Genomic DNA, 25,863 nt, shown 5'->3' with positions numbered 1-25,863 from the left:
TTTTCGCATTTTGACAGATTCATTTATTTTACGCTGATTTCGAGCAATTTATCTGACTCAAACACTGTCCAAAACCATACATCTTCATTATTTTTTATAATATTGTTGTCAAGAAGGCAAGAGTCTTACTCCGCCTTCTTTTATAAACAAAAGTAGCCTACTCAAAGCGAGTAGGCTTCAATTAATCTTGTTCGTCTTGGAAAACAGCGATATTGGAGTTATTAAATTTTTATCAAATGTAATGTCATGCACAAATAGATTTTGTTAGTTGTTTGTTATTCTGCATCTCTTTTTAAGTTGTTTCTCTTCACATTTTACTTGTCTTAAATCGCTTAATCATATCTTGAAGGTTGTCAGCCAAGAGTTTCAGCTCTGAATTTTGTTGTTTTAAATAGTCAATCGTATTGTCTTGTTGAGCAGCAGAAGCAGAAATTTCTTGAGTCGCAGCCGCTCCTTGCTCTGAAATTGCTGCAATTTCTTGAATGGATGTTAAAATTTCATCGGATGCTTGATGCAGATCTTCTGTACTTTTAACAATCGCATCAATCCCTTTTGCCAATTGCTCTACTGCTTCAAAAATAGAATTAAATAATCGCCCATTATCTTCAACAATTTCAACACCTTTTACAATATCTTCAAAATCTTGTTGGTTCAGATTTAGCACAATATTAGCCTGTTCATTGATCTCATCTATCGCTTCAGATATTGTTTTGATGGATTCATCAGTTTGGTTTGCAAGCTTCTGAACTTCTTGGGCAACAACCGAAAATCCTTTACCGGCTTCTCCAGCACGAGCTGCTTCAATCGATGCATTTAAAGAAAGAAGATGGATTTGGGATGAAATGTCTTGGATAATCTTAATGATTTCATTAATATGTTCTAATTTTTTCCCCAGATTAAATAAGTTTTCTTTACTCACCATGCCATTTTGTTTTATTTTGTTCATTTGTTCGGTAATCATTTGAACTTGAACATTTCCTTTTTCAGCTTGCTGGCTTGTTTGATCGGTAAGGTCTTTAATCAACTTCGTTTGTTCATCCACATTGGATATCGCTATTGACATTTCAGACATCATATTTGAAATCCGGTCAATATGATTGGCTCTTTCTTCAGCACCTTTTGCCTCTTCATCTGTACTCATCGCAATCTGTTTAGATGCTTGAGCTAATTCTTCAAAGGATGCCAAAAGAGTTTGGCCAGTATGATGAATTGCTTCCGATTTCTCTCTTACATGATCGATGATGCGACTTAAATTTTTTCTCATTTCTTCAAAACTATTCGCTAAAACCCCTATCTCATCTTCCCGCTGGATATTTACCGCTTGGCTAAGATCTCCGGTAGAAAAGATTTTCGCATATTGTACTAGACGATTAAGAGGTTTAGATATTCTATTTCCAACAAACAAAGCCAATAAGACTCCAATAACAACTATGACAGCTGTTGCAATAAGCGAAACAGTCAATATCCATTTTTCTAGTTGATCAATAAATTTAGCGCTCATATCTATTCCAACGATGGCATCCGCACCGTCAACAGGAATGAAAAAGGATTTATGGACCCCCCATTTATCTCTATAAATGGAACTCAGCACGGGCTCTTTGTTTTCATATGATAATTTTTGATCATTTGTAAATGGAGACTCAACCATAAATTTGTCACTGCCATTTAAAGCAACAATGACATCTTTGCCATTTTTTCTTGATAATACGTATACATACTCGATTCCTTTTTTTCGTTCAATAAACGAATCCAAATCCCGCTTAAGTTCCGGGCCATACGTCTTTGGGAAGTCGATTGTATTTTTAATTAAATTAGGATCAAGCATCTCTGTTAGTAATCGTCCATTTTCTGTCAGACGTTCATCAAACTGGGGAATAACATGTTCTTGAATAATATAATCTGATACATATCGGACAAATCCAAAAAGAACTAGAGAAAACACAAGAAATGGAAATAAAAAACTAATGACTAATTGGATTTTGATTGATTTTTTCCAAGTTATACTTCTCATTTCCTACCTCTCCCTCAAATGTTCGATTTCCTTTAATGTGATAAATGGACGTAAATCCATTTGCAGTAATCGATAAAGCTCCTCCATTGTTTCGCTTCTAAAAAAGACAATGGCAAATGTTCTATCATTTGTTGCTTGTATTTCTCTGTACTCTAAAATTTGTTGAAATTGCTTTTTAAACGACTGATGGTTAATGGATTTTATAAGATTTTGTGAAATATCCATCGGGATTTCCGCGCAGAAGAAACTATAGATACTATCATCCATGTCGCGAAGCACTTCTTCCCAATCTGGGCTTGTGCCTTGAAAATAATGCTTATACACATTGCATCCATAAGCATAATATCCAAGATCTGTTGTTCCCGCCCCAGCAAATCGGAGCGGATTCATTTCAATCGGAATGATGGTATGATTACTTTTTCTCACTTCAAAGTGAATCGGGAAATTCTTCACTGGGACAATTTTCCTAAACTTATGCATAAAAGTTAATATGTCATCGTAAATTTCATGGATAACTTGCTTGGATGTATAGTAGATTCGATCCGACGTATCATATTCGTCTTGAAACAAACGTTTAAAAATGTTTAAAATCACCGGATTGCCATCGTGATCGTAATAACCGTCAACAGCATATTCTTCTCCGAATATCCATTTTTCAATTAAAATGCTCTCTCCGTTAATTACTTCTTTGTTATAAATGTTTTTTATAAGAAGCAGATCTGTACTTAATTTATGTAAAGTATCCTCCCACTGATCTGCACTTTTTACTTTATACACTCCCACGCTGGAATATCCTTTGCTTGGCTTAATCACAACAGGAAAAGGAATATCCTCTACCGAAATTTTATTAAGCTCGTCTAGGCTGACTACCTTATAAAAGTAATCAGGATACATACTAGAAAGAATTTGGCGGAATGCTCCTTTATCTTTTAATTGTTTTGCCCAATGATTTTGAACGCTATCAGGAGCATAAGATTCAAGCAGTGCTAAGCAGCTCTCTGAATTCGTCAATAACTTTTGCTGCTCAGTAATAAGAGGGAAAAACTCCTCAGCTTCCATTCCCTTTAATGCTTTTAACATTTCGGAACGGTTACCTTGTTTGAAAACAGGAACATTAAGTTCTTGTATCGATTCGACTAGAATAGGAGAAATGATTTGATCATTGATGAGAATCACCTTGATGCACCTTCCTAAGTAGAGATTTTATTTTCTGAAATGTTCCATCCATAACCTAAAAAATAAGCAAAACTAGAAAGAGAAAGAAAGCTCCTTCACCGCTTGCTCTGTATACATACAGAAATTCCTATATGTATGGCACCTAATTCATGCTGAATCAGGCACGGCTAAAATAAAGCCAATTAATCATGATGGGAAAGTTGTGACATCATTCCCCCCATTTTGTTTCGATGAATGGTTCCAACACTCTTCTTATCGTCAAAACATGAGGAGTCTTAACACTCTAAATGTTTTTTGTTCTTTTATAAAAATTCAAACTTATTCGGAAATAAAAAAATCAGGAACCAGTTAAGGCCCCTGCTCAATTATACATACTTCTCTCTTAATTTTTGTTTAAGGCAAAATAAAGGTAGCGCATTATGCAAGATAAAAGCATTGACCGCCTTATTCATCACAGCTATCTCTTAACATTTACAGGAACTAGTTATCGTCTGAAACATTCTTATATGAACTTATAAAAAAGACTTAGGGTGCTGAAAAAATTTTGTGCTTCGCTTAACTTTTTAGTTGCAGAAAACATCAGAGATGTAAAAGGAAAATATAGCATTAAAAAAGAAGTATAGATATAAGTAAAGCATTTTTACGCAAAAATCTTTTAAAGGGGATGATTACTATGTCCAACAATCCATCTGTAGCTTCGGAATATCTAAGAGTTGTTAAAACACGATTTGAAAGCATGAAAAATACAGCAGAAAAAGCATTCGAACAACTTGACGACCGAGGCTTATTTTGGTCGCCTAATGATAACTCCAACAGTATAGCAGTAATTGTTAAGCATATGAGCGGAAATATGGTTTCACGATGGACAGATTTTTTCCATTCAGATGGCGAAAAACCATATAGAGATAGGGATGGAGAATTTGAAAATACCATTTCAAGCCGTGAGGAGTTATACGAAGTTTGGAATAAAGGTTGGGATGTATTCTTAAAAGCTTTAGACACGATTAAAGAAGAACATCTTCTTCAGATCATTTATATTCGAAGTGAACCACATACTATTATCGAAGCGATTGAAAGACAAATGTATCATTATTCTTATCATATTGGGCAAATAGTTTATATCGCGAAACAACTTAAATCTGATGACTGGAAGAGCTTAACAATTCCTAAAAAGAAAATGAATAATTGACTTTTATTGAAAACAAGACAGACAAAAAAGACCGATTGATTCAGTCTGTGAACTCCCCACCACTCGCGCTTTTCAGAAAATTAATAGGGTGCAAAGTTTCGTAAAATCTTCGAACTACGTAATAACGAAATCACTTCAAAAATGTTTAATCGTCTATTCTGTTTGGCAACAGCTGGATTTAACTAAAGTACCTCTTGTTTAACAGATGCTGCTTCTGTCTGTGCCATTTCAGCGACTTTTGTCCCTCCTTTAAAATATCGTTTTATCGTATCCTCTTACAACACGTAATTATGATCATTTAATGTTTCTAACAATCTAATATGCTCCATGCATTTTTTACTTGCCAAAAACAGTTTTGCGGCGCAATCTTGACAATAAACAGACAATATTATATTTTAAAAACATATTGTTTTATACTTAACTGCATAAAAGCATAAAAGCTGAAAAGCTTAAAAGCGGTTAAGCAAAAACGTCTTAAAAGGAAACGGATTCATGGGAATCCGTTTTGATTGTTCCCTAATTATTTATATTTTCCCTCTCTATTTAGGCCGACTCACCGGGAAAATAAATTCAGACGTTGATTTTGCTTTTGCAACCTTTCATCATCTTTTTGCCGTCTATAACTCTATCATTATTGGCAATCCATCATCACGATAATATTTATGGCAGAAAGGCAGGAACAACATGGAAAACAATCATCAACATTTAAAGAAAGGGTTGCTACCAAGGCACGTGCAGCTTATTGCTTTGGCAGGCATGATTGGAACAGGCATTTTTAAAGGAAGTTCGGATACGCTGAATATAGCGGGGCCAAGCGTCGTTTTCTCTTACTTATTAGGCGGCCTGCTGCTGTTTATTGTAATGTCGGCATTAGCGGAAATGGCCATTGTCTTTCCTAACTTAAACGTCCAGCACCTTGTATATAAAGCGTTTGGATTTCATATCTCCTTTATCGTAGGATGGCTTTATTGGGTCAATTGGACGATTGTCACCATTGTCGAAATTTTAGCGGCAGGAAGCTTCCTAAAATATTGGTTTCCATCCGTGCCGTTATGGCTTTTAAGTTTCTTTTGCACCGTCTTGATCATCGGAATGAACTTGTTTCATGTAAAATACTATGGGGAAATTGAATTTTGGTTCGCAGGGATTAAAATTGCCGCATTAACCGCTTTTATTATTTTAGGCTTTGGCATTTTATTCGGAATCATTCCAAGCGCTATCGATGATCCGTTGTCCAACTACACAGAACACGGTGGGTTCTTCCCGCATGGAATCGGAGGAATGTTGAGCGCCCTCTTAGTCGTCATGTTTTCATATGGCGGTGCTGAATTAATTGGCGTCGCTGTGACGGAAACGAAAGACGCCGAGAAGGTGTTGCCAAAAGTCATTAAAGGAACCGTATGGAGAGTCATTCTTTTTTATATTCTCCCTATTCTTATTATATGCGGATTAATGCCATGGAATAACGTTTCGGGGGAAGACAGCCCGTTTGTTCAAGTATTGAACATAACAGGGCTGCCCGGAGCAGCGCATATTATGAATTTTGTTCTTTTAACCGCCGTTTTATCCGCGGCAAACACGGGAATATACGCAACTTCCAGAATGTTATATTCCATGGCGCAAAACGGGGAAGCGCCAAAAAGGTTATTAAAGGTTTCCAAACACGGAATACCGATAAACGGCATTACCATCGTCACCATCTGTATATTGATCGGGGTATTTTTCGCTTATATGGCTCCCGATCGGGTCATCAGCTATTTCATGACGATCCCCGGTTTTACCGTTCTTTTAGTATGGATAAGCATTTGCTTGGCTCAACTAAAGCTTCGTTCCCAATATACGGAACAACCGTTTTTCCAAGTTAAATGGTTTCCGTACACAACGATATTAGCGGTCATCTCTTTAGCGACCATTTTCATCTCTTTTATATTTAACAAAGATAATATAATCGGTTCTACCGTTTGCCTCGCCATCGTGTTTCTGCTTGCCGCGTTTTCCTTCGCGATCGGCAACAACAGAGAAAAAAACGATGAGGCATAAAAGTTTTCAGGCAAAATCTATATTGTTTCATTTGTCTATTTCTTGGGCATCATACTGCAAAAAAAGAAGGCGGTTTTCAAAGGAACCGCCTTAAATATACTTGGCAATTTGCTCTTCTGTATCATTTAGCTTATCGGCATAAAATTGCACTGTTTCTTCCAATTTCATTGCCCCTATCCCCCATTGCCATAATCTCTCTATATGCAAAGGTCCCCCATACACAGCAATGTTTATTTAAGGATTGCTTTCAAGCAAACTGCAAAGCGGCCGTATTTAATTCATAGCCACTTCTTTTCATGCCGGAAGTGTGCCAAATTTCTTTTTATAGTGACTTAACGTTAACAACGGAAATACATGACGGTAACTGTGGTAGTGAATATAAAATCCGCCAGCCATCCCCTGCCCTGTCGGATACGAAGCCGTCCAATCCTCCTAAATATCAAAAAAATGGAGCGGAAATGAAGGCGGAAGCAGCAAAAATTCAACGGGAATCGGAAAAACTTCGGCCAGCGATATTGTCCCGTCATGGCCAACATAAACTTCGCGAACATATGCACATTCTCGATGCCTCCCATTTCTAAAATCCGTTGTTTCGCCGCTTGCATATGGCGATCCGTCTTTTTTCGATACCCAGAATATAAAAGCGCATAATACGCCTCTACCGTCGCGGTGACGTTCCCTTCCCCTTCATCGTAAAACAGCTTCCACGCCCCATCGTCCTCCTACCTGCTTTCCATTCGCTCCACCAGTTTTCGAATCAGATCTTGATCATTTCTTTCCAACGTGCGTAATAAGATGATCATATAAGCATCCGTAGAAATGCCTGTTTCAAATGGGTAGCGCCACGAGCCAGCGGGAGCTTGTTCCCGTTTCACTGTCGCCACAAGTCTGCTCATTTCACTTGACACGCTGTATGTCACACTAGTCATCCTTTTCCAGTAGCATATCATCTCTCCCTCTAATACTTATTCCCGCACCGGCAAAACGATTCATAGAAGGAGTGGCTCACATGTTTTGGACAAAAAAGAAAACTCCTTCCCTCTCTCCAATGCTTCTTGAAATCAAAAATGAGTTAAAGAAAAAGCGGAAAGGGATGAGCAACATTGGAAAAGAGGCCAATCTAGCAATGGAAGAAAAACGGCTTGTACAGCAAATAACAGCCCAGACGAAAGAGAAAAACGAAAACAATGTCACAAGAACAGCGGCATACCTAGACTTTTACAAACGCCATCCAGAAATTCACTGGGCTTTTTTAGGACATATGGTATCGAGAAACGGTGGCTGGAATATGACGGATTTAAAAGGGGAGCTGTTGCTGTATTTGTTGACCGAGAAAGAACAGCAATCTTTTTTCACCTTCTTAGAACGGGGAAACTGGCTTATTTTTCAAGATATTTATCCGCAATTTTTGCTGTATGAAGAAAGTAAAAAACGAAGAAAACCGCTGTTTTATCTTCTTCCAATGTTTCACGTATCAACCTTCATGGAAACGATTTGGAACCATTTTTGGTACTACGGCGATCCTTCTATTCTCACCATCGCCCTGGTCATTAACGAACAAAATTATTTGGAAAAACGCGTTATTCAAAATCCCGTTTTTCAAAAAAGCGTCCTCCATACAATCGAGTTCAAACTGCAAGATTTCCTTAGCTTCAATCATATTTTGTTTCCGTACGAAGATCAACAAGGAAAGACGGTTCTCATCGGTCAAACGCTCCATCAGTTCCATTCGCTGCATGAACGGATTTTATTAGGAAAGCGGCTGTACTCGCTGCTGTTTCAAAACAACGACACATTGGAAAAGGTGGTTCGCTGGGCCTTCCTTCATCCCCATACCGGGACAAGGAAAGATTATTGGCCACATTTGTTCAATGATGTCTGTGAATCGGCACCAAGGCAACCGTACCGCCGGCGGATTAAAGATTGTCAAATACAACCGGGAGTTCCCCGAATTTACAGTCCGCAACTTCTATACGCATGGAAAAATGTTGTCCATGAAGAAGCGGAGCGCGGCGATTGGTTTGAAGATTGGAATGTGGTGGAATACCTCGCGGAATCAAACGGACAAATAAATGGAGAGATTACCAATGCCTATTGTGAAACACTCGAAAAAATGGAACTGGCGATCATCGCCAAAAACGCCTTCTTTCATTCGCGCTAAACGCGCGCCGGCTTATATTGCTACGCTTGTCTTTGCCTCATGGATTGGAACATATTTAGACCTTTATTTTGTCGGAAATGGATGGTATTATTTTCCGCATAGACCATTCCCAGCTGTTTTTTCCATTGATCTTTCCTTCACTTTAATCGGCCTGCCGCTCTTTGCCACTGTTTTTCTTTACGCAATGGCCAAGCTGCGCCCGTGGCAACGAGGATGGTTTCTCATCACAATAAGCCTGCTAATGACATGGATCGAAAAGCAGGCAGAGACAATAGGATGGTTTGTCCACAGCTCCGAATGGAAACATACGTATTCGTTTGTCGGGTATTCGCTGTTTATGGCGATGGTCTGGAAGTTTTATCGCTGGATGAGTCCGCTCTAGAGGCGCGATGGATATCCAAAAGGATTGCCGCATCTTCGCCGGCAATTCTTTGTTAAAAAAAGCGGGGGCATTTTTAACGCTGCTGTTAACTTGCCCCTACTAAAACAGGAATTCTTTCCTTGTATTTTGCAATTAATCTGTTGTTATGTTCATCCGCCCCTTCCATATTGCCACTTAAAAAGATCGGCGGCTCCAAACCGCTTTCCGCCATGAAGACAATCGCTTCAGCAAAAATAGCATTTAAAATCGCGCTTCCAACAACAGTAGAGGTAGGAGAAAACGGAACGGAAACATTTTTGTGGGATAAAATTGCGTCCCCTTTCACGGAATGATTATTAATAACAAGATCCACTACCTCGTATAACAACTTACCACTTTTATGGCGTGAGGGCTGGCTTTTTGCATATTCCAAGGATGTAATGGCAATTGTATAAGCCCCCTTCTCTTTAGCCGTCAGCGCAACGTCAATCGGAACTGGGTTGCGCCCCGATGTGGACAAAACAAAAAACACATCTTCAGGACGAATATCTTCATGCTCGATAAACTTTTGTGCAAAATCATTCCTTCTCTCCAACATTGCCGAACGGACCGCCCCTTCATGCAGCATAAGCGGCTCAAAAAATATTGGCTTAATTGACGCAAGCCCGCCAGCACGGTAAAACACTTCTTCCGTTAAAATGTGAGAGTGACCACATCCGAACAGTTGAATAATTCCACCTTTCTGAATGGCTTCACTTACTGCATAAGCGGCTTTTTTAAGATTGTCCTTTTCATGTTTTAAAACGAGTTCCAGACGTTCGCTGACCTTTTGAAAATAATGCTCGATCACGAGTCGATCACTCCTTTTCGTTATGGAAAATCATGAAAGTGCGGAAAACGCAGAAGTATAAGAGGAGAAAAACAAGATAAAAAGCACAAATCTCTCCTTTTCTTTTGTTTTATCATTTTTGATACTTTCATCGCGTACCAGCAAAGTGAATCTCCGAAAGCAACCATGTACAAATCAGGAAAACAGCTTAGCATGAGTTAGGATGTGATGTCTAGATCCTAGCTTGATGTACATCAAAGAGGCAAATTCCTCAATAAAAAGAATAAGATGACTCTTCTTAACTATAAACAATAAAGGCTGACTCAGCATCACCCAAAGCGATGTTTTGAGTCAGCCCTTCTTAATTATAAAGCTTAGGAGTGAACAGCTGGCCTCCACATAATCGGCATCATTTTTGAATTCTTTATACCGCTAATCCCGCTCTGTAACCTTCTTCCATAGCTTCGATCGCCTTTCTTACTTTTAAAGCATCTCCTACAGTAATAAGTTTTTCCACCTTGCCTTGCAGTTTATCCGCAAGTGTATTTTCAGGTTTTGACCCTACAGCAATAACAACATTATCCACATCTCTAATTTCTTTCATGACATGATCTTTTTCAAAGGTAATTGAACCTTGCTTAATTTCTTTGACTGTAGCAGATGTAATAATTTCCACATTATGTTCTTGTAAATCTTTTAAAAGGAAATATTTAACTGCTGGTTCACCGTCTTTTACAATTTCTTTTTGCATTTCAATAATAACAACTTTCTTTCCGTGATTTGCCAGGTGCGCTGCAGTCTCTGCACCCACCAATCCTCCGCCTACCACTACTACTGATTGGCCAACATCTTTTTTGCCTGCCAGTACATCTTGAGCAAGCACCACTTCTGGCAAGTTAACGCCAGGGATGTTTGGCACGAATGGTTTAGCGCCCGTAGCAATAATAACCGCATCAGGATTTTCGTTTTCTATAATGTTTTCATTTAATTCTGTTTTCAGATGTACATGAACTCCCAGTTTATCCAATTGCGCTTTTAACCATATCGTTAATGTGTTTAACTCCGTTTTGCTTGGAGGAACGGCCGCTAATAACCATTGCCCGCCTAATTTGTCTCCTTTTTCATATAAATGGACCTCGTGGCCGCGTTTAGCAGCAATGATCGCCGATTGCATGCCGGCGATGCCGCCTCCCGCCACAAATACCTTTTTCTTTTCTTTCGCCGGCTCTACCGCAAATTCTTTTTCTTTTCCTGTGGAAGGGTTTACTAAGCAGCATATATCCAGCCCTTTGAGTAATCTTCCTATACAGCCTTGCACACAGCCTATGCATGGAAGGATTTCATCAAGCTTTCCTTCTTTTGCTTTATTCGGAAGTTCAGGATCGGCTAAAGCTGCTCTGCCCATGGAGATTAAATCTGCTTTATCTGATAAAAGTACTGATTCCGCAATAAGCGGATCATTGATTCTTCCTACTGCAATTACCGGAATCGATACTACTTTTTTGATTTCTGCAGCAAAGCTGACTGAAAAACCATGAGGCACAGCAGCCGGCTGAATAACATACATCATGGTTTTATATACACCTGTGGAACAATGGATCGCATCGGCTCCTGCTTGTTCAAGCATTCTGGCGATGACTTTTGTATCTTCTATTGTAAGACCGCCCTCAACAAATTCAACCGTAGATATTCTGAATAAAATCGGAAAATGCTTTCCAACTTTTTTTCGAACATTTTCTATAATTTCCACGGCAAAACGCGCTCTATTCATTAACGTTCCGCCGTATTCATCTGTTCTTTTATTAGAAAACGGTGACAAAAATTGATTGATTAAATAACCGTGCCCCCCATGGATTTCTACCGCATCGTACCCCGCTTTTTTCGCTCTTAGCGCCGCATCCCCGAATTTTTCTATTATTTCCTTAATTTCTTCTTTCGTCAATTCACGTGGAGTTTCATCCATTGTAGGATCTTTTATTGGAGAAGGCGCTACTGGCTGTACTCCCGTTATATGGCTTCCTGTCTGTCTGCCGGCATGATATAATTGAACTGCGATTTTCCCTCCATGTTGATGGACTCTTTCTGTCAGTCTTGAATGACTTTCCATTTGATCATCAGACCAAAGTCCTGCCATGTTGTGAAATCCTTTACCGCGCTCATCTACTGCAGTAGCTTCAGTAATAATTAGCCCCCAGCCGCCTTTAGCTCTTGCTTCATGGTACGCAATATACCTTTCTGTAACAGTTCCGTCTGTATTGCAATAATTCGTAACCATTGGAGGCACTACTAACCTATTTTTTAATTGTAAATTTCCAATTTTGATCGGTTCGAATACTTTTTTCAACATAGTTGCTCTCTCCTTTAGTTTTTTGTGAATTACTTCACAAATAATGATAAAAAATTTTCGCGTCAAATAATCCACTAGACTTTATTTGTGAAGTTATTCACTTATTCCTATATTTTCAATATAGCTTTTTTTATCGATCATAACAATAGAATTCACATTTTTTTCATAACTTTTCATCAAAAAAGTCAATATTGAAATCGTTGTATCAAAGATAAGTTATCTCCACTATATAATTTATAGCACCACCAATGACAACATCTATCAATAATGTTTTAAAGAAATATCGGCTTGCATATTAGCTCCAATCCTAACAGACGTTAACGCTGCAACGTTTTCCACGGAAGTCCCTAGCGAAATGAAGATAAAACAAATTCGGCAGCATAAAGTCCATGAACGCGACACTTTTCTTTTACCGAACAGTGACAGATACTATCCTCCAAGATGATCTTTTTGCAAATGAGTTAAGTCCATATAATTGTGTAAAAAGAGAAATAGAAAAAGAGCCATGTTGCTTCCCCTTTGGTAGAATAAACAGTGGACCAAAAACACCAAACATAAGGAGGAATGCAACCATGGCTCAATATCATATTACCCTAAATGATGAACTTTTGCACGGGTTATTCACCAGAGATGAGGGATTAGCTAAGCTATTGGAACAAGTCCTCAATCAAATCCTCGAGGCACAAGTGGAAGAACAGCTGGGAGCTCGCCGTTATGAACGAACGGAAGAACGAAAAGGCTATCGAAACGGTTCGTATCCACGCCAGCTGACGACCCGGGTGGGACGGTTGACCTTGCGCGTTCCACGGACAAGAGATGGGGAGTTCTCTACGGAGCTGTTCCAACGGTATCAACGGAGCGAACAAGCACTGGTACTGGCACTAATGGAAATGGTGGTAAACGGGGTGTCTACCCGAAAAATCACTCAAATCACGGAGGAATTATGCGGCACTTCGTTTTCCAAGTCCACGGTCTCCTCACTGTGCAAGGGACTGGATCCGATTATCCAAGACTGGAATTACCGTTCCCTTCATGAACACGTGTATCCGTTTGTGCTAGTAGATGCTATTTATACGAAAGTCCGGGAGGATGGACGAGTACGCTCCAGTGCCGTGTTGATCGCTACAGGAGTGAATGAGGAAGGATATCGGGAAATTCTTGGCCTGCAAATCGGAAACAGTGAATCGGAGTCCAGCTGGAGCGAGTTCTTCGGATGGCTGAAAGATCGGGGACTCCGGGGAGTGGACTTGATCATCTCGGATCAGCACGGTGGGCTGGTGCAAGCCATTGAAAAGCATTTCCAAGGCGCTACATGGCAACGATGCCAGACACATTTTATTCGCAATATCCTCGACGCCGCACCAAAGTATATGCAGGATGCCTTGCTCGAGGAGATTCGTGGGATTCTTCATGCTCCAAATAAGCAAACGGCCCGGCTGTTATTGGAACAAGTGCTGGCCAAATGGGAAGAAAAAGTCCCAAAAGCCATGCAAATCCTCGAAGAGGGATTCGAAGACGCCACCGCCGTATTGGACTATCCGGACCGTTATCGGCGGCGTCTGCGCACGACCAACGGAGTGGAACGGCTGAACGAAGAAATTCGCCGCAGAGAACGGGTCATCCGCATCTTTCCGAACCGGGAATCGGTGTATCGCCTCGTTGGTGCCGTGTTGATCGAAATCGATGAAAAATGGATGTCAGGGCGCAAATACTTGGATATGGCTGAATATTGGCAGTGGCGGAAAACGAAAGAGCAAGGAGTCCGATCGGTGAATCAGGTGGCTCCGGCGATCAAGAGAGTGGGATAACCTCTACGCCGTGTCAAGGAGAACGTGGAATACCGGAGCGAAGCGAGGATATGCCGCGAAAGCTCCTTGACACGCCTGTTCCTTGACAACATGATCATTTGTCCGGGAAGGCGACCGGCAGGGGGACTTGCCGGTCTTACCTACCATACGTCAAGTCATCAGGTCCATGTTGTCTATCAAAGGGGAATTTACACAATAATTTGGACTTGACCTTGCAAATGTTTCATCATATGCTATTCTAATGATGGAAAAAGAAAAAAAGAAAAGGTGTTTTTTATGACATCATGCATAGTCATTGGAGGCGGAATTTTAGGAGCGTCTACCGCTTATCACTTGGCAAAGGAAGGAGCTGCTGTCACGTTAATAGATAGAGGTGACAAAGGCCAAGCAACAGATGCCGCAGCTGGAATTGTTTGTCCATGGGTTTCCCAGCGCCGGAATAAGCTTTGGTATCGCTTAGCGAAAGGCGGAGCGAGATTTTATCCTGCTTTAATCGAAGAATTGAAATCCTGCGGTGAAACGGAAACGGGATATGCGCGTGTAGGAGCCATCTGTCTCCATATAGAAGAAGAGAAGCTTCAAAAGATTGAGGAAAGAGCATTACAACGTCGTGAAGACGCGCCAGAAATGGGCGAAATTACGCGGCTGTCTCCGAAGGAAACAAAAGCGCTATTTCCGCCGTTAGCTGAGAAGTATAGCTCCATTCATGTCAGCGGCGCCGCTCGCGTTAATGGAAGAGCCCTTCGCGATTCCTTAATTCGGGCAGCGCAAAAGCTTGGGGCCACTTATATCAGAGGAAGCGCAAAACTTATCCATCATGGTGCCCAAGTAATCGGTGTCGAAGTGGAAGGAAGACAATATGTAGGAGATGCCGTCATTGCAACAGCCGGTGCATGGTCAAAAGAGCTGCTTCTGCCATTAGGCATTGAATTTTTAGTAACGCCGCAAAGAGCACAAATCGTTCACCTTGAAAGGCCAGAACGGGATACAGACAACTGGCCCGTTATCATGCCGCCAAACAACCAATATCTCCTTGCCTTTAACGACGGCCGCATCGTTGTCGGGGCAACGCATGAAGATGGGGTCGGCTTCGATTGCAGAATAACGGCTGGCGGTTTGCACGAAGTATTAGACAAAGCTTTAACCGTAGCTCCAGGGCTGGCAAATTGCACTCATCTTGAAACAAGAGTCGGTTTTCGTCCATACACTCCTGGGTTTCTTCCGGTCTTTGGAACGCTTCCTGGTTTTAAAGGCATCTATGTGGCCAACGGGCTGGGCGCATCCGGACTGACAGCAGGCCCTTACCTGGGTTCGGAACTGGCAAAGCTCGTGCTCGGCAAGCCAACAGAATTGGACCCTTCTGACTACAATGTCGCCGGCGCCATAAAACATAGCGAATAAACTACCAGGAAAGGACAGGTCGTGAACAGCCACTCCCGTCTTTTAAAATGCTTTCAGAAAAAATAGCAAAATTGCACAACATTAATTACATGGGATTTATATGTGAAGTCTGCTTCTTTCCATCAACGAAACAAGGCATGGAAGCGGCCAGTGTCGTGAGAAATCCTCTTAACACTAAAACCGCGCCTATCATGCTGGTGAATCACTTGGATTCGACATGCATTCCGCTTTCTTTTGACAGTAAACACTAATACATCGCGCCGGCCCATCTTCAGTTTTTTCAGAAGTTCGGTTTTCGCACCGCACATTAACGTGCGGTGACGTCCGGCCCGGTGCAAAAAACAAATTCTCGCAGAAGAATTGTTTCACAATAAAAGGAAGATATCTTTCAACAACTGCTTCAGGATTTTGATCAACAGTTAATGGAACTAAGTGATGTTGGAAAAAAGTTGTTGAGCTTTCGCCAACGGATGTCAAAAGTTATGTAACCGACATGTTTGTCAAGTTGTTTACTTTGTTAGGAAAGAACCCGAATCTGACAAGGATTGCCCTTCAACATGCAACAGAAAGTGATCGGATTCGAAAAAAGATTGTCGAACAAATCGCAAATAACATGTCCAATAACCAGCGACTCGGAATTGTTAAAAAAGAAATTGACACATGGATGGCAGCTGAGTCCATCGTTGCTATTACAGAACGATTGATACATCGATATTTATTAACAGGAGAAAAAACAGAAAAAGAATTGGGCGAGCAAGTCGCACAGATGTTTTTGGGCGGAATTCTTAATCATTCGAAAAGCGGTGATTGAAGTGGTATTGGAATGGTTGGATGCTCACCTTCATTTGATTAGTGTGTTTTGGTTATTTCCCATTTTGTTTATGTTTCATGATTTTGAAGAGATTTTGACGGTGGAGAAATGGACCAAACAGAACAAAGAACATGTTCTCGCGGTTTTACCTAAATCCATGCGGAAATATTTTTATAGTAGTTTTCATATGACAACTCTCCAATTTGCGAACGATGTATTTTGGATTTTTCTTACCATCACAACAGCGACATTTTTAGCCGTCATTTTCTCTTTTTACTATATTTTTTTAATGTTACTGTTTATCTTTTTTGCCCATGTATTCACACATTTAGGGCAAGCGCTCTATCTAAGAAAATACACTCCTGGTGTAATCACTTCCATCGTTCTTGTGCTCCCCTATTCTTCTTATACCTACTATCGATTACTAAAAGAACAAGTCATAGGCGGCACAGATATATTGTGGAGTATGATTGGAGCTATCATTATCTTGCCAATATTATTTCTTTTTCTGGTGAATAAAAGAAATAAAGTTACAAAAAAAGTTGCGGAAGATCGTAGTAATGTAAAATATTGATTAAGAATAGAGATGGGGCTGTTTCCTTCACTTGGGAGACTGAATATCCAGTCTCCTGTGTGGAAAAAGGAAAGCCTCCTTATGCAATATATCGTTACATGATTCAAACATCCGCTGGAGGATTTCACGGGCTTCGGCAAATCCTGTAACTTTCGTCCTGTCCATTTCCCAAACGTAGTTTAGTAAAAGACTTAAAACAAAGAAAGCCCCTTGGTATTGATACAGGGTATCAAGCCTTTCTCCCTATGAATCAACCAAGGAGACTTCGCCTTCACTGATTGCCTACGGGAGCACGATTCTTTTGAGAAGAAACGCATAAAAAAAGCGCGTTGAAAATGATCGGGAAAACAGGTAGCTCAGTGGCGCATTTCTTTCTTTCTCATTGCCAGCGGGATATACACACAGAATGGTTCGCTTTCCATGTAATCTCCTGTCACCGCGTACGCTCTGGCGCGGGAGCCGCCACAAACATAACGAAATTCGCAAACGCCGCATTTCCCTTTGTAGTTGTCAGGCTGGCGCAAGTCTTTAAATACCTTTGACTCCCGGTAAATTTTCGAAAGCGGGGTTTCGCGGACGTTTCCGCATACAATCGGCAGAAGGCCGCTTGGCATCACATCGCCAATGTGTGAAACGAATACAAACCCATTCCCATCATTAACGCCTTTAGGAGCTCGTTTTAAGCCATCGATCATGGAAGCTTTATCAGTGGTGATCGTGTCCTCATAACGAATTTCACCGTTTTCAATTTTATGTTCGCGCATTTTTTGCTGGAGAACGACACGTCTATAATGCTGTGCTGCGGTCGTTTTTATGTCGTATGGCGCTGTTTTGCTCAGTTCATACAGCCAGCGAAACACTTTTTCGTGCTCGGCAGGAGTAATGCAGTCATTCAGTTGCCCTCTTCCGGTTGGAACAAGCAGAAAAATATACCACATGACCGCTTTCAGATCGGCAACCAATTTCGCCATTTCTTCTAAATGGTCATAATTGTAGCGCGAAATTACGGTGTTAATTTGTAGCGGCATGTTCAATTCGTTTAAGTATTTTATCTTTTCGATTGTCAGTTCAAATGAGCCAGGTGTTCCGCGGAAACGGTCGTGAATTTCCGGAGTTGGCCCGTCAAGGCTGAACCCCCAGCGCGACAGCCCCACTTGTTTAGCCTTCTCCATTTTTTCTTTCGTCACATTCGGGGTGGCGCTTGGTGTGATCGAGACGCGCATGCCTTTTTTAATGGCATAATCCGCCAGTTCAAAAAGATCCTCCCGCATCATGCAGTCACCGCCAGTGAAAACAAGCATCGGGTTATTCATTTCATAAATATCATCAATCAGCTTGATTCCTTCTTCATGCGTTAATTCCCGTGGGTCCGGAACAGGCTGCGCATCGGCACGGCAATGCACGCATTTAAGCTGGCAGGCTCTTGTTACTTCCCAAATGACGATAAATGGGTTTTCATTATAATCGATATCCTTCTTCCCTTGCCTGTAAGAATTCCCGATTTGCTGCAGATGCCCATTTCCATGCATTTTCATCACCTCTATAAGTTCATTATAATGTTGTTCGTTTATTTCACATAAAAAGCTTGTTACAATATTTCTACATTCCTATTTTCTATGAAAAATTCTGCACAGACGGAATATCGTTTTAAGATGAAGAAATATGTGGCGGCATTTTTCGCTTCCGCAATTGGAACGGCTTTTGGAAGATCTATTGCTTGTTTTTTGAGATAATGGAAAATCAGTAACAACATGTATGGTTCAGCTCTTGCAACAGTTGTTTTTCACTAATATTTGTTAAATCAGTAATTTCTCAATTACTTCTTCTATTTGTCTTTGATAAAACTTGGAGCCATTGATCATCGTCTCATAGGCCTCTGTTTCAACTCCCATCAAGACGCCCTTTTGCTTTCTTTTCTCCCATTTTCAAAAGGTTTGATTTCAATTGGAGCTTTTACAAAATCCTCCCCATTTTCACACCCATTTTTGTATTCTGGACAATAAATTTTTTATAAAAAATGTTAAATATTTCGCAATTTTTTATGAAAAGATTGTGAAATATTTCACAAATAAAAATATTTTGCTATAATGATTTATGTAAACTGGTAAACTTATCAAGAAAGGAGTTAAAAAATGAAATGTCTAGCGTTCTTGCCACCGGATTGTTGTGTGGATTATGGGCCCTGCTAGCTCCATCCCTTGGATTGATGACCTGGGCTGGGTTTGCCGGATGCACCACTTTTTTTGCAGTCGGCACGGGTGGTGTCAAGGGAATGGTAAAAGCGATGCTTTGCAACATCACGGGCGTCGGCTGCGGCATGTTGATACTCTGGCTGTCGGCTGTGCTGGAAATTCCCTACAGTGCAGCGATTTTTAGCGGGATCATCACCGTTGTCATGTGTTTGGCGGGAAAACTGCCGCTGATCAATTACACCCCCGGAATCTTTATTGGTTGTTTTTCGACATTCGCTGCCAATGGCGACTGGCAAGTTTTGTTGCTTTCACTGTTGAGCGGGGCAGTGCTCGGATTCCTTTGCGTCAAGCTTTCAGAAGAATTTTCGTGCTGGTATCAGAAACTGTCAGCGAAACAACGCAGTTTGACTTAAGAAAAGTAGACTCATAGAAACAATGGATGTCATTCAAGCCGTTTGTACAAATGAGACATTAATAAAAATAGGAGGGATATCATCATGAATCAAAATCTGGCTATGGAATACGAACCAGAACAAATCGAAGCTTTTGATGTCCGCAGAGCAATGGAAGAAGCTTCACGGTGTTTACTTTGTGAAGACGCGCCATGCAGTAAAGGTTGTCCGGCCGGTACAGATCCGGCAAAATTCATCCGTAGCATCCGGTTTCGAAATATAAATGGAGCTGCCGAAACCATCCGTAAAAATAATATTCTCGGTGCCAGCTGTGCCCTTATTTGTCCTTATGAAAGGCTTTGCGAGCAGGCATGCAGCCGCTGTGGCATCGATCGGCCGATTCAGATTGGAAAGCTGCAACAGTTCGCTATGGAACATGAAAGAAAATGTAATAAGACTTATCTGATAAAAGAAGATACCTATACCGGAAAACGTGTTGCCTGTATCGGAGCAGGCCCGGCAAGCCTTTCGTGTGCTGCTGAGCTTGCCAAGAAGGGTGTTGAAGTAACCATTTTTGATGAACATAAAAAACCAGGCGGCATGCTCCGCTATGGAATTCCTCCATTTCGTCTTCCGGATGCGGTGATTGATCAGGATATTCGTCAACTGGAAAAACTCGGAGTCAAGTTTGAACTCAATCACAAAGTCACGCCGGAAGAACTGGAGAAACTAAAGAAAGAATACGACTCCGTCTTTATCGGCGCAGGATTGTGGCAGCCGAAGAAGCTGTCCATTCCGGGATCCGATCTTCAGGGAATTGTTACTGCTCTGGAATTTTTAGCTCAGGCAAGAGAAAACCATGGAGAGATGGACTCTCTTGGTAATGTTGTCATTATTGGCGGCGGAGATGTTGCCATGGACTGTGCGGCAACCTGTAAACATCTTGGTGCTGCTTCCATATACGCTGTTTTCATGGAGACTTTGGAAGGCGCACCTGCTGTTCAGAGAGAAAAAGACTATGTTTTTAAAATGGGTATTCCATTGATTTCTGAATTTAAGCCAATAGAATTTATCGGCAATGAAAAAGTGGAACGCGTGAAGTTTGAACATATGACCAATGGATCGACTATGGAATTGGTTGCAGATACTGTCATTTTGGCGGTTGGACAAACAATGCGGGAAGATGCAGCATCTTGGAAAGAATCAGAAGATATATTTACAGGCGGAGATATGGTAAATGGCGGAGACACTGTTGTTCGGGCTGTTAAAGAAGGAAAAGAAGCGGCCGCAAAAATTATGGAATCTTTCAAATAGGAGGAAGGAATGATGATGAAAAAAGATTTATCGATTGATTTCTTAGGTGTACATTGCGAAAATCCGTTCTTTTTGTCATCTTCACCCGTGTGCAATAACGCAGAGATGGTTGCCAAGGCATTTGATGCAGGATGGGGCGGCATCTTTTATAAAACCGTTGGTATCAAAGGGATGGACGAGTGCTCCCCGAGATTCGATATTTTAACTAAAGAGTCTACGCCGTGGGCCGGCTTTAAAAACATGGAACAGATTTCGGAAATGTCAATGGAACAGAACCTAGAAGAAATCAAGAAGCTCAAAAAGAATTATCCGAACAAAGTGATCGGGGTCAGCATTATGGGCTCCAACGAAGAGGAATGGATTACGCTTGCCAAGGCTGTCACCGAAGCCGGAGCGGATATCCTCGAACTAAATTTTTCATGCCCGCAGATGACAAGCCATGCCATGGGTGCAGACGTTGGGCAAACCCCGGAACTTGTGCGTAAATACTGTAAAGCTGTAGTCGAAAATACTCATCTTCCGGTTGTCGCAAAAATGACACCAAATATTACCCGGATGGAAGAGCCGGCAATTGCAGCGGCTCAGGGCGGTGCCCATGGCATCTCCGCCATCAATACGATCAAGAGCATTACGAATATTGATTTGGACATTCTTACGGGACGTCCTGTCGTCAACGGCAAGTCATCCATTTCGGGTTATTCCGGTAAGGCGATTAAACCTATTGCCCTGCGTTTTATTGCAGAGCTGGCAAAATGCAAAGAATTGAAATCGGTGCAGCTCAGCGGCATTGGCGGCATTGAGACATGGCAGGATGCGCTGGAATTCATCCTTCTTGGCTGCCGGAATGTTCAGGTAACGACCGCTGTCATGCAGTATGGTTACCGTATTGTGGAAGACTTAATTAGCGGAATCAGCCATTTCATGGATGAGCGTGGCGTGAACAAGCTGGACGAGCTGGTTGGCCTTGCTTTGAACAACATTGTTCCAGCTGAAGAACTGGATCGATCCTTTAAGATCATACCAAGAATTGATGAAGATAAGTGCGTAGGATGTGGAAGATGTTACGTATCCTGTTTCGACGGCGCGCATCAGGCAATCGTATGGGACAGTGAAACGAGAAAGCCAAGAATCCTCGAAGACCATTGTGTAGGATGTCATCTGTGCCTGAATGTCTGCCCGGTTTATGATTGCATCACACCAGGAAAAGTGGTCTTTAAAGAAGGCAGAGCGAACAACAGAACCGAGGAAGATATTGTGCAACAAGTAGTTTACCAATAAAGGTAGGAGAGGGGAATAGCCCTCTCCTACACCGTATGTACCGTACCGTTCGGGGTACGCCGGCTCCATTCAGTCTGACGCAGAGACATTCATATCATCAAGAATATTACAGACGAAAATGATCATATGTTTTATTTTAACACACATCAATCAGCACAAAGATTTATACTGTGTGAAAGTATATTATTTGCTTGTTTAACTAATGAGGAACATTACATGGAATCAAAACAAGATAAGCAAACATATTAGACATGGCTAATATGTTTGCTTATCTTTATTTTTTAAGGATTTTTAGAGATAAAGCCTCTCTCAGCCCTCTTGCTTTGAGAAAATGGGGAAAAGCAAACACACAGTTGTTCCTTTTCCTTCTTCACTATAAATGTTCATTTTGCCACCATGCGCTTCCACAATTTTAAAACTCACCATTAATCCTAATCCTGTCCCTTTTTCTTTTGTACTGTAGAACGGTTCTCCAAGCGTGGCCATTCGTTCTTTCGGAATGCCGCAGCCTTCGTCTGTGATGCAAATGAGAATCGAATCAAGCCGTTGTTTCGCTTCGATCCGCAATATTCCGCCATTAGGCATCGCTTCAATTGCGTTTTTGATGATATTGATGAACACTTGTTTCAATTGATTTTCATCACAATAAAGCGGCGGAAGTTGTTCATCAATGGAATATTGAACTGTCACATGATGTAATAGCGCTTGCCCCTCAAGAAGCTTCATCACATGCTGTAACATTTCTGATACGTGACTGTACGCCTTTTTTGCTGGATTCGGCTTTCCAAGCAGCAAAAACCCGTCGACAATTTCACTTAACCGTTCTAATTCTGATTCAATAATATCGAAATACATCTGATTATGTTTTCCTTCTTTTAAAAGCTGAATAAACCCTTTCAAGGATGTTAATGGATTGCGGATTTCGTGGGCAACCCCCGCCGCCAATTCCCCGACAACCGCTAGTTTTTCCGATTTTCGCAGCAGTTCTTCCGACTGTTGAATAGAATCTATCATGTAATTGAAACGCTTGGCGAGCAAGCCGATTTCTGTTCGATCGGTTTCATCTGCGCGAACATGTTTTTTTCCTTTTGCGACCGCTTCTGCTACCTCACACAAGCGGCGAATCGGATGGACAATTTGCTGGGCATAGAGCGCTGTTAAAATCGATAAAATGAAAAACGCCGCAATAGAAGCAAACCACAGCGCCTTTTCAAACAACGCATAAGGTTTATAAATCTCCGAAACAGGCACTTGCGCAACAACACCCCATTGTAAAATTGGAATGTGCGCATAGGAAGCAAGCATCGCCACTCCTTCCGTATTGACGACTTCTTCATAGCCTGATTGTCCTCGGAGCAATTTTTGCACAACGGCATTTTCCGCGATATTATCGCCAATTCGTTTTTTCGATGGATGTGAAATAATGTTCCCATTGCGGTCGACGATAAATGTATAGCCATGTTCACCAATTTGAAAACTTCGAACAATGGAGCGGAATAGATGATTTTGCACAATTCGCATCGATAAGTTGACGACTCTCTCCACTTCATTCCGTTCATTTAAAACAGGAACAGAAAGGACAAGCAAATAACGCCCCGTATCTGCGGAGACGACATCGCTGAAATAAGCTTTTTTCGTTCGCACCGCTTGTTGGAAGTATTCACGTTTACTTAAGTTATAGTTTAAAAGATGGCTCAAGTCATCAGGATAAAACCCTCTCACATATCCGTTCGCATCTAATACAGTGGCGCTATCAATATAAGGAGAAATTTTAATAATATGTTCAAGCCCTTCTTCCCACTGCTTGGCATCGTTCACCTGAAAATGTGGATCGCCTTGCACATATTGCTCGAACTTATGTAAATCTTCAGCAATTTGCCCAATTTGCTCTTTCATGCGCAAAACGGTTTTATCTGTTATGTACCGGTACTGCTCTTTTGTAATTTCCGGCAAAGATATCCGGGCGATGATAAACATTAAAGCTAGCAAAGCAAAAATAACGACTAAATTAATGATATAAATTTTCCAAAAAATACGTGACCGTATCCAATTCATTTTCCTGCGACTCCCTATATCATTTGTTGTAGATTTTATTATATTTATACCATGAAAATTGCCACATGTTTCATCGTGTACAAAAAAACGTATTTATGTCAAGAAATAAACTTGATTCCCTATAATATTTTAATTTTCAAAAAATAATAATTTACTTAATCTTATGTTATAATAATCCAGTACTCATAAGAAAAACATTTGTCTTTTTGAGGTGAACAAAATGGAGCACGCTGAACTAAGAAAAAGTATTGGCTTTATCGCTGCAACATCTTTAGTCATCGGCACAGTCATCGGCTCCGGCATTTTTATGAAACCAGGTGTCGTCATCGCCGCCGCCGGTGATTCGACAATGGCTCTATGGGCATGGGTCATCGGTGGCATCATTACATTAGCAAGCGGCTTAACGATCGCAGAAGTGAGCGCAAAAATTCCGAAAACCGGAGGTCTGTATGCTTATATCGAAGAAGTGTACGGAAAGTTTTGGAGCTTTTTATGCGGATGGGTGCAAACCATCATCTATGGCCCGGCGGTGATCGGAGCGCTCGGATTATACTTTGGTTCGTTATTTGCAGGGGTGTTCGGTTTTCCAAAACAGGCGGAAACATGGATTGGCATTTTCGCTGTCCTTTTTCTTGCACTCATTAACATACTAGGAACACAATATGGCGGAGCAGTTCAAAGCTTGTTAACATTAGCAAAACTGCTTCCAATCTTCCTTATTATCGTGTTTGGAATGATTCAAGGAGATGTGCCTGTGCTTGGAATGGAAAGTGGAAGCAGCCAAGCGATCAGCATGGGGACTGCTGTATTAGCGACGCTTTGGGCGTACGACGGCTGGATGAACGTCGGATTTGTGGCAGGCGAAATGAAAAATCCAGCAAAAACGTTGCCAAAAGCCATTATTACCGGAATTGTCATTGTCACACTCTGCTACTTGGCCGTCAATATCGCGATCCTTCACGTGCTTCCTGCCAGTAAAATTGTGGAGCTTGGCCCAAACGCCGCAAAAGAAGCCGCGACATTGCTATTTGGTGATGTTGGCGGGAAAATGATTGCGGTCGGCATTTTAATTTCCATTTTCGGTTGTTTAAATGGAAAAATTTTGACATTCCCACGTATGCCGTTTGCGATGGCTGAAGATGGGCTGTTCCCTGGGGCCCGTTTTTTGACACGCGTTCACCCGACGTTTCACACTCCTGTTCAAGCAATCGTTTTACAAGTAGCGATCGCCGTGGCCATGATGTTAATGACCAGCCCTGATCGCTTGAGCGATATCGCCATTTTTAGCGTTTTCTCTTTTTACGGTTTAGCCTTTTACGCTGTATTTTTGCTGCGGAAAAATCAGAAGCTCGATCACTCGCTATATAAAGTGCCTTTATACCCTGTAACGCCTGTTATCGCGATTGCAGGTGCAATTTATATTATTGGAAGCACCGTCATCCATCAGCCGCTCGACGCTTGTCTGTCTGTGTTAATCACATTGTCGGGAATTCCTGTTTACTGGAGTCTTACAGCTAAACTCAAAAATAAAGCGGCGGAAAAAGCAAGCTAAACGGATACGTACCCTCAAAATGCATTTCAACGAAACAGCATTGACACCACAATGATCAAAAATGCCAAACCGCTAAACGGCAGCCGTTTAGCGGTTTTCTTCTTCAAAGCAATGCAAAATCCTTCTTTATTTAAGCTTCGGAATCCCAACTTCCGCATGATGCTCATACGGCTTACATTTCGTTGCCTTTGCCTATTTGGCCACTCGAGAACGGCGATTGCACATAGGCAAATAGCTGACATCGTTTTCGTCAACTTGCTCTTTCCCGCGCATTTCAACGGACGTTCGTTGATGATGACCTGATGCATCCGGCGCCGGGATACTCGGGGTACAACGAGCACCGACAAACACGAATACCCTAACGCCAGCATT

At 41.4% G+C, this 25,863-nt stretch carries 19 protein-coding genes and 1 pseudogene; 12 read left to right on the top strand and 8 right to left on the bottom strand.

What is annotated here, in order from left to right; genetic code table 11:
• Positions 1-307: 307 nt before the first annotated feature.
• Positions 308-2,011, bottom strand: coding sequence for a methyl-accepting chemotaxis protein (locus tag AOT13_RS10690; protein WP_003251201.1), 1,704 nt, complete (start codon positions 2,009-2,011; stop codon positions 308-310).
• Positions 2,012-2,014: 3 nt separating this feature from the next.
• Positions 2,015-3,187, bottom strand: a complete 1,173-nt coding sequence (locus AOT13_RS10685; protein ID WP_042386090.1) for an ATP-grasp domain-containing protein — start codon at positions 3,185-3,187, stop codon at positions 2,015-2,017.
• Between the two features lie 673 nt (positions 3,188-3,860).
• Here AOT13_RS10685 and AOT13_RS10680 point away from each other — a divergent pair.
• Both AOT13_RS10680 and AOT13_RS10675 read left to right on the top strand, forming a co-directional pair.
• A complete protein-coding gene (locus AOT13_RS10680) occupies positions 3,861-4,376 on the top strand; it encodes a DUF1572 family protein (protein WP_003251206.1) in 516 nt (171 codons plus the stop codon).
• Positions 4,377-5,060: 684 nt separating this feature from the next.
• Complete coding sequence (locus AOT13_RS10675) at positions 5,061-6,416, top strand: amino acid permease (protein WP_003251208.1); 1,356 nt, start codon at positions 5,061-5,063, stop codon at positions 6,414-6,416.
• A 294-nt stretch (positions 6,417-6,710) separates the two neighbouring features.
• Here the strand turns inward: AOT13_RS10675 and AOT13_RS21430 are convergent, their stop codons facing one another.
• Together AOT13_RS21430 and AOT13_RS19555 are read right to left on the bottom strand one after the other, a co-directional pair.
• Complete coding sequence (locus AOT13_RS21430) at positions 6,711-6,812, bottom strand: hypothetical protein (RefSeq protein WP_153017386.1); 102 nt, start codon at positions 6,810-6,812, stop codon at positions 6,711-6,713.
• Between the two features lie 39 nt (positions 6,813-6,851).
• Positions 6,852-7,345: pseudogene (locus AOT13_RS19555) on the bottom strand (squalene--hopene cyclase); the annotation flags it as partial.
• 80 nt (positions 7,346-7,425) lie between these two features.
• On the opposite strand from AOT13_RS19555, the gene AOT13_RS10660 reads away from it, so the two are divergent.
• Together AOT13_RS10660 and AOT13_RS10655 are read left to right on the top strand one after the other, a co-directional pair.
• The gene (locus AOT13_RS10660; protein ID WP_003251210.1) at positions 7,426-8,577 is read left to right on the top strand and encodes a DUF2515 domain-containing protein; all 1,152 of its coding nucleotides are present in this window, start codon (positions 7,426-7,428) and stop codon (positions 8,575-8,577) included.
• Complete coding sequence (locus tag AOT13_RS10655) at positions 8,504-8,959, top strand: CBO0543 family protein (protein WP_080695397.1); 456 nt, start codon at positions 8,504-8,506, stop codon at positions 8,957-8,959. Before AOT13_RS10660 ends, AOT13_RS10655 begins: the two co-directional genes overlap by 74 nt.
• Before the next feature lie 85 nt (positions 8,960-9,044).
• Here AOT13_RS10655 and AOT13_RS10650 read toward each other — a convergent pair whose 3' ends face one another.
• Together AOT13_RS10650 and AOT13_RS10645 are read right to left on the bottom strand one after the other, a co-directional pair.
• Positions 9,045-9,788 carry an SIS domain-containing protein gene (locus tag AOT13_RS10650; protein WP_003251212.1) on the bottom strand — a complete coding sequence of 248 codons (744 nt, stop codon included), beginning with the start codon at positions 9,786-9,788 and terminating at the stop codon, positions 9,045-9,047.
• A 403-nt stretch (positions 9,789-10,191) separates the two neighbouring features.
• On the bottom strand, positions 10,192-12,114 hold the full coding sequence (locus tag AOT13_RS10645) for an oxidoreductase (RefSeq protein WP_013401074.1): 1,923 nt from the start codon (positions 12,112-12,114) through the stop codon (positions 10,192-10,194).
• A gap of 572 nt (positions 12,115-12,686) precedes the next feature.
• On the opposite strand from AOT13_RS10645, the gene AOT13_RS10640 reads away from it, so the two are divergent.
• The 4 genes from AOT13_RS10640 (at position 12,687) to AOT13_RS10625 (ending at position 16,708) form a co-directional block, all read left to right on the top strand.
• A complete protein-coding gene (locus tag AOT13_RS10640; RefSeq protein ID WP_003250680.1) occupies positions 12,687-13,922 on the top strand; it encodes an IS256 family transposase in 1,236 nt (411 codons plus the stop codon).
• Positions 13,923-14,198: 276 nt separating this feature from the next.
• The gene (locus AOT13_RS10635) at positions 14,199-15,323 is read left to right on the top strand and encodes an NAD(P)/FAD-dependent oxidoreductase (RefSeq protein WP_042385126.1); all 1,125 of its coding nucleotides are present in this window, start codon (positions 14,199-14,201) and stop codon (positions 15,321-15,323) included.
• Positions 15,324-15,816: 493 nt separating this feature from the next.
• Positions 15,817-16,134, top strand: coding sequence for a hypothetical protein (locus tag AOT13_RS10630; protein WP_232511516.1), 318 nt, complete (start codon positions 15,817-15,819; stop codon positions 16,132-16,134).
• A complete protein-coding gene (locus AOT13_RS10625) occupies positions 16,127-16,708 on the top strand; it encodes an HXXEE domain-containing protein (protein ID WP_013401077.1) in 582 nt (193 codons plus the stop codon). The genes AOT13_RS10630 and AOT13_RS10625 overlap by 8 nt, the downstream gene beginning before the upstream one ends.
• Before the next feature lie 356 nt (positions 16,709-17,064).
• On the opposite strand, the gene AOT13_RS10620 is transcribed toward AOT13_RS10625, so the two are convergent.
• Complete coding sequence (locus tag AOT13_RS10620; protein WP_003251226.1) at positions 17,065-18,237, bottom strand: TIGR04053 family radical SAM/SPASM domain-containing protein; 1,173 nt, start codon at positions 18,235-18,237, stop codon at positions 17,065-17,067.
• A gap of 608 nt (positions 18,238-18,845) precedes the next feature.
• On the opposite strand from AOT13_RS10620, the gene AOT13_RS10615 reads away from it, so the two are divergent.
• From AOT13_RS10615 to preA, 3 genes are all read left to right on the top strand, one after another.
• Entirely contained in the window at positions 18,846-19,313 is a 468-nt protein-coding gene (locus AOT13_RS10615) for a DUF1097 domain-containing protein (protein WP_003251229.1), read from the top strand.
• Positions 19,314-19,397: 84 nt separating this feature from the next.
• A complete protein-coding gene (locus tag AOT13_RS10610) occupies positions 19,398-20,606 on the top strand; it encodes an FAD-dependent oxidoreductase (RefSeq protein WP_042385123.1) in 1,209 nt (402 codons plus the stop codon).
• 12 nt (positions 20,607-20,618) lie between these two features.
• The gene (gene preA / locus AOT13_RS10605; protein ID WP_080695351.1) at positions 20,619-21,884 is read left to right on the top strand and encodes an NAD-dependent dihydropyrimidine dehydrogenase subunit PreA; all 1,266 of its coding nucleotides are present in this window, start codon (positions 20,619-20,621) and stop codon (positions 21,882-21,884) included.
• Between the two features lie 309 nt (positions 21,885-22,193).
• On the opposite strand, the gene AOT13_RS10600 is transcribed toward preA, so the two are convergent.
• Positions 22,194-23,939 (bottom strand): cache domain-containing protein, encoded by a 1,746-nt coding sequence (locus tag AOT13_RS10600; protein WP_042385119.1) that lies wholly within the window; start codon positions 23,937-23,939, stop codon positions 22,194-22,196.
• Between the two features lie 220 nt (positions 23,940-24,159).
• Here AOT13_RS10600 and AOT13_RS10595 point away from each other — a divergent pair, with 220 nt between their 5' ends.
• Positions 24,160-25,491, top strand: coding sequence for an APC family permease (locus AOT13_RS10595; RefSeq protein ID WP_042385116.1), 1,332 nt, complete (start codon positions 24,160-24,162; stop codon positions 25,489-25,491).
• Positions 25,492-25,863 lie beyond the last annotated feature (372 nt).

Source organism: Parageobacillus thermoglucosidasius (genome assembly GCF_001295365.1).
In the GTDB taxonomy this organism is placed as follows: domain Bacteria; phylum Bacillota; class Bacilli; order Bacillales; family Anoxybacillaceae; genus Parageobacillus; species Parageobacillus thermoglucosidasius.
This window is presented reverse-complemented; position numbering and strand designations above follow the sequence as displayed.

What these genes read in the sequence shown, in the direction of transcription:
- AOT13_RS10615 (WP_003251229.1), top strand. Translation starts at nt 18,846, where the DNA reads ATGTCTAGCGTTCTTGCCACCGGATTGTTGTGTGGATTATGGGCCCTG.
- AOT13_RS10675 (WP_003251208.1), top strand. Translation starts at nt 5,061, where the DNA reads ATGGAAAACAATCATCAACATTTAAAGAAAGGGTTGCTACCAAGGCAC.
- AOT13_RS10645 (WP_013401074.1), bottom strand. Translation starts at nt 12,114, where the DNA reads ATGTTGAAAAAAGTATTCGAACCGATCAAAATTGGAAATTTACAATTA.
- AOT13_RS10630 (WP_232511516.1), top strand. Translation starts at nt 15,817, where the DNA reads ATGTTTGTCAAGTTGTTTACTTTGTTAGGAAAGAACCCGAATCTGACA.
- AOT13_RS10680 (WP_003251206.1), top strand. Translation starts at nt 3,861, where the DNA reads ATGTCCAACAATCCATCTGTAGCTTCGGAATATCTAAGAGTTGTTAAA.
- AOT13_RS10690 (WP_003251201.1), bottom strand. Translation starts at nt 2,011, where the DNA reads ATGAGAAGTATAACTTGGAAAAAATCAATCAAAATCCAATTAGTCATT.
- AOT13_RS10655 (WP_080695397.1), top strand. Translation starts at nt 8,504, where the DNA reads ATGCCTATTGTGAAACACTCGAAAAAATGGAACTGGCGATCATCGCCA.
- AOT13_RS21430 (WP_153017386.1), bottom strand. Translation starts at nt 6,812, where the DNA reads ATGGCTGGCGGATTTTATATTCACTACCACAGTTACCGTCATGTATTT.
- AOT13_RS10610 (WP_042385123.1), top strand. Translation starts at nt 19,398, where the DNA reads ATGAATCAAAATCTGGCTATGGAATACGAACCAGAACAAATCGAAGCT.
- AOT13_RS10620 (WP_003251226.1), bottom strand. Translation starts at nt 18,237, where the DNA reads ATGCATGGAAATGGGCATCTGCAGCAAATCGGGAATTCTTACAGGCAA.
- AOT13_RS10600 (WP_042385119.1), bottom strand. Translation starts at nt 23,939, where the DNA reads ATGAATTGGATACGGTCACGTATTTTTTGGAAAATTTATATCATTAAT.
- AOT13_RS10635 (WP_042385126.1), top strand. Translation starts at nt 14,199, where the DNA reads ATGACATCATGCATAGTCATTGGAGGCGGAATTTTAGGAGCGTCTACC.
- AOT13_RS10595 (WP_042385116.1), top strand. Translation starts at nt 24,160, where the DNA reads ATGGAGCACGCTGAACTAAGAAAAAGTATTGGCTTTATCGCTGCAACA.
- AOT13_RS10640 (WP_003250680.1), top strand. Translation starts at nt 12,687, where the DNA reads ATGGCTCAATATCATATTACCCTAAATGATGAACTTTTGCACGGGTTA.
- AOT13_RS10660 (WP_003251210.1), top strand. Translation starts at nt 7,426, where the DNA reads ATGTTTTGGACAAAAAAGAAAACTCCTTCCCTCTCTCCAATGCTTCTT.
- preA (WP_080695351.1), top strand. Translation starts at nt 20,619, where the DNA reads ATGATGAAAAAAGATTTATCGATTGATTTCTTAGGTGTACATTGCGAA.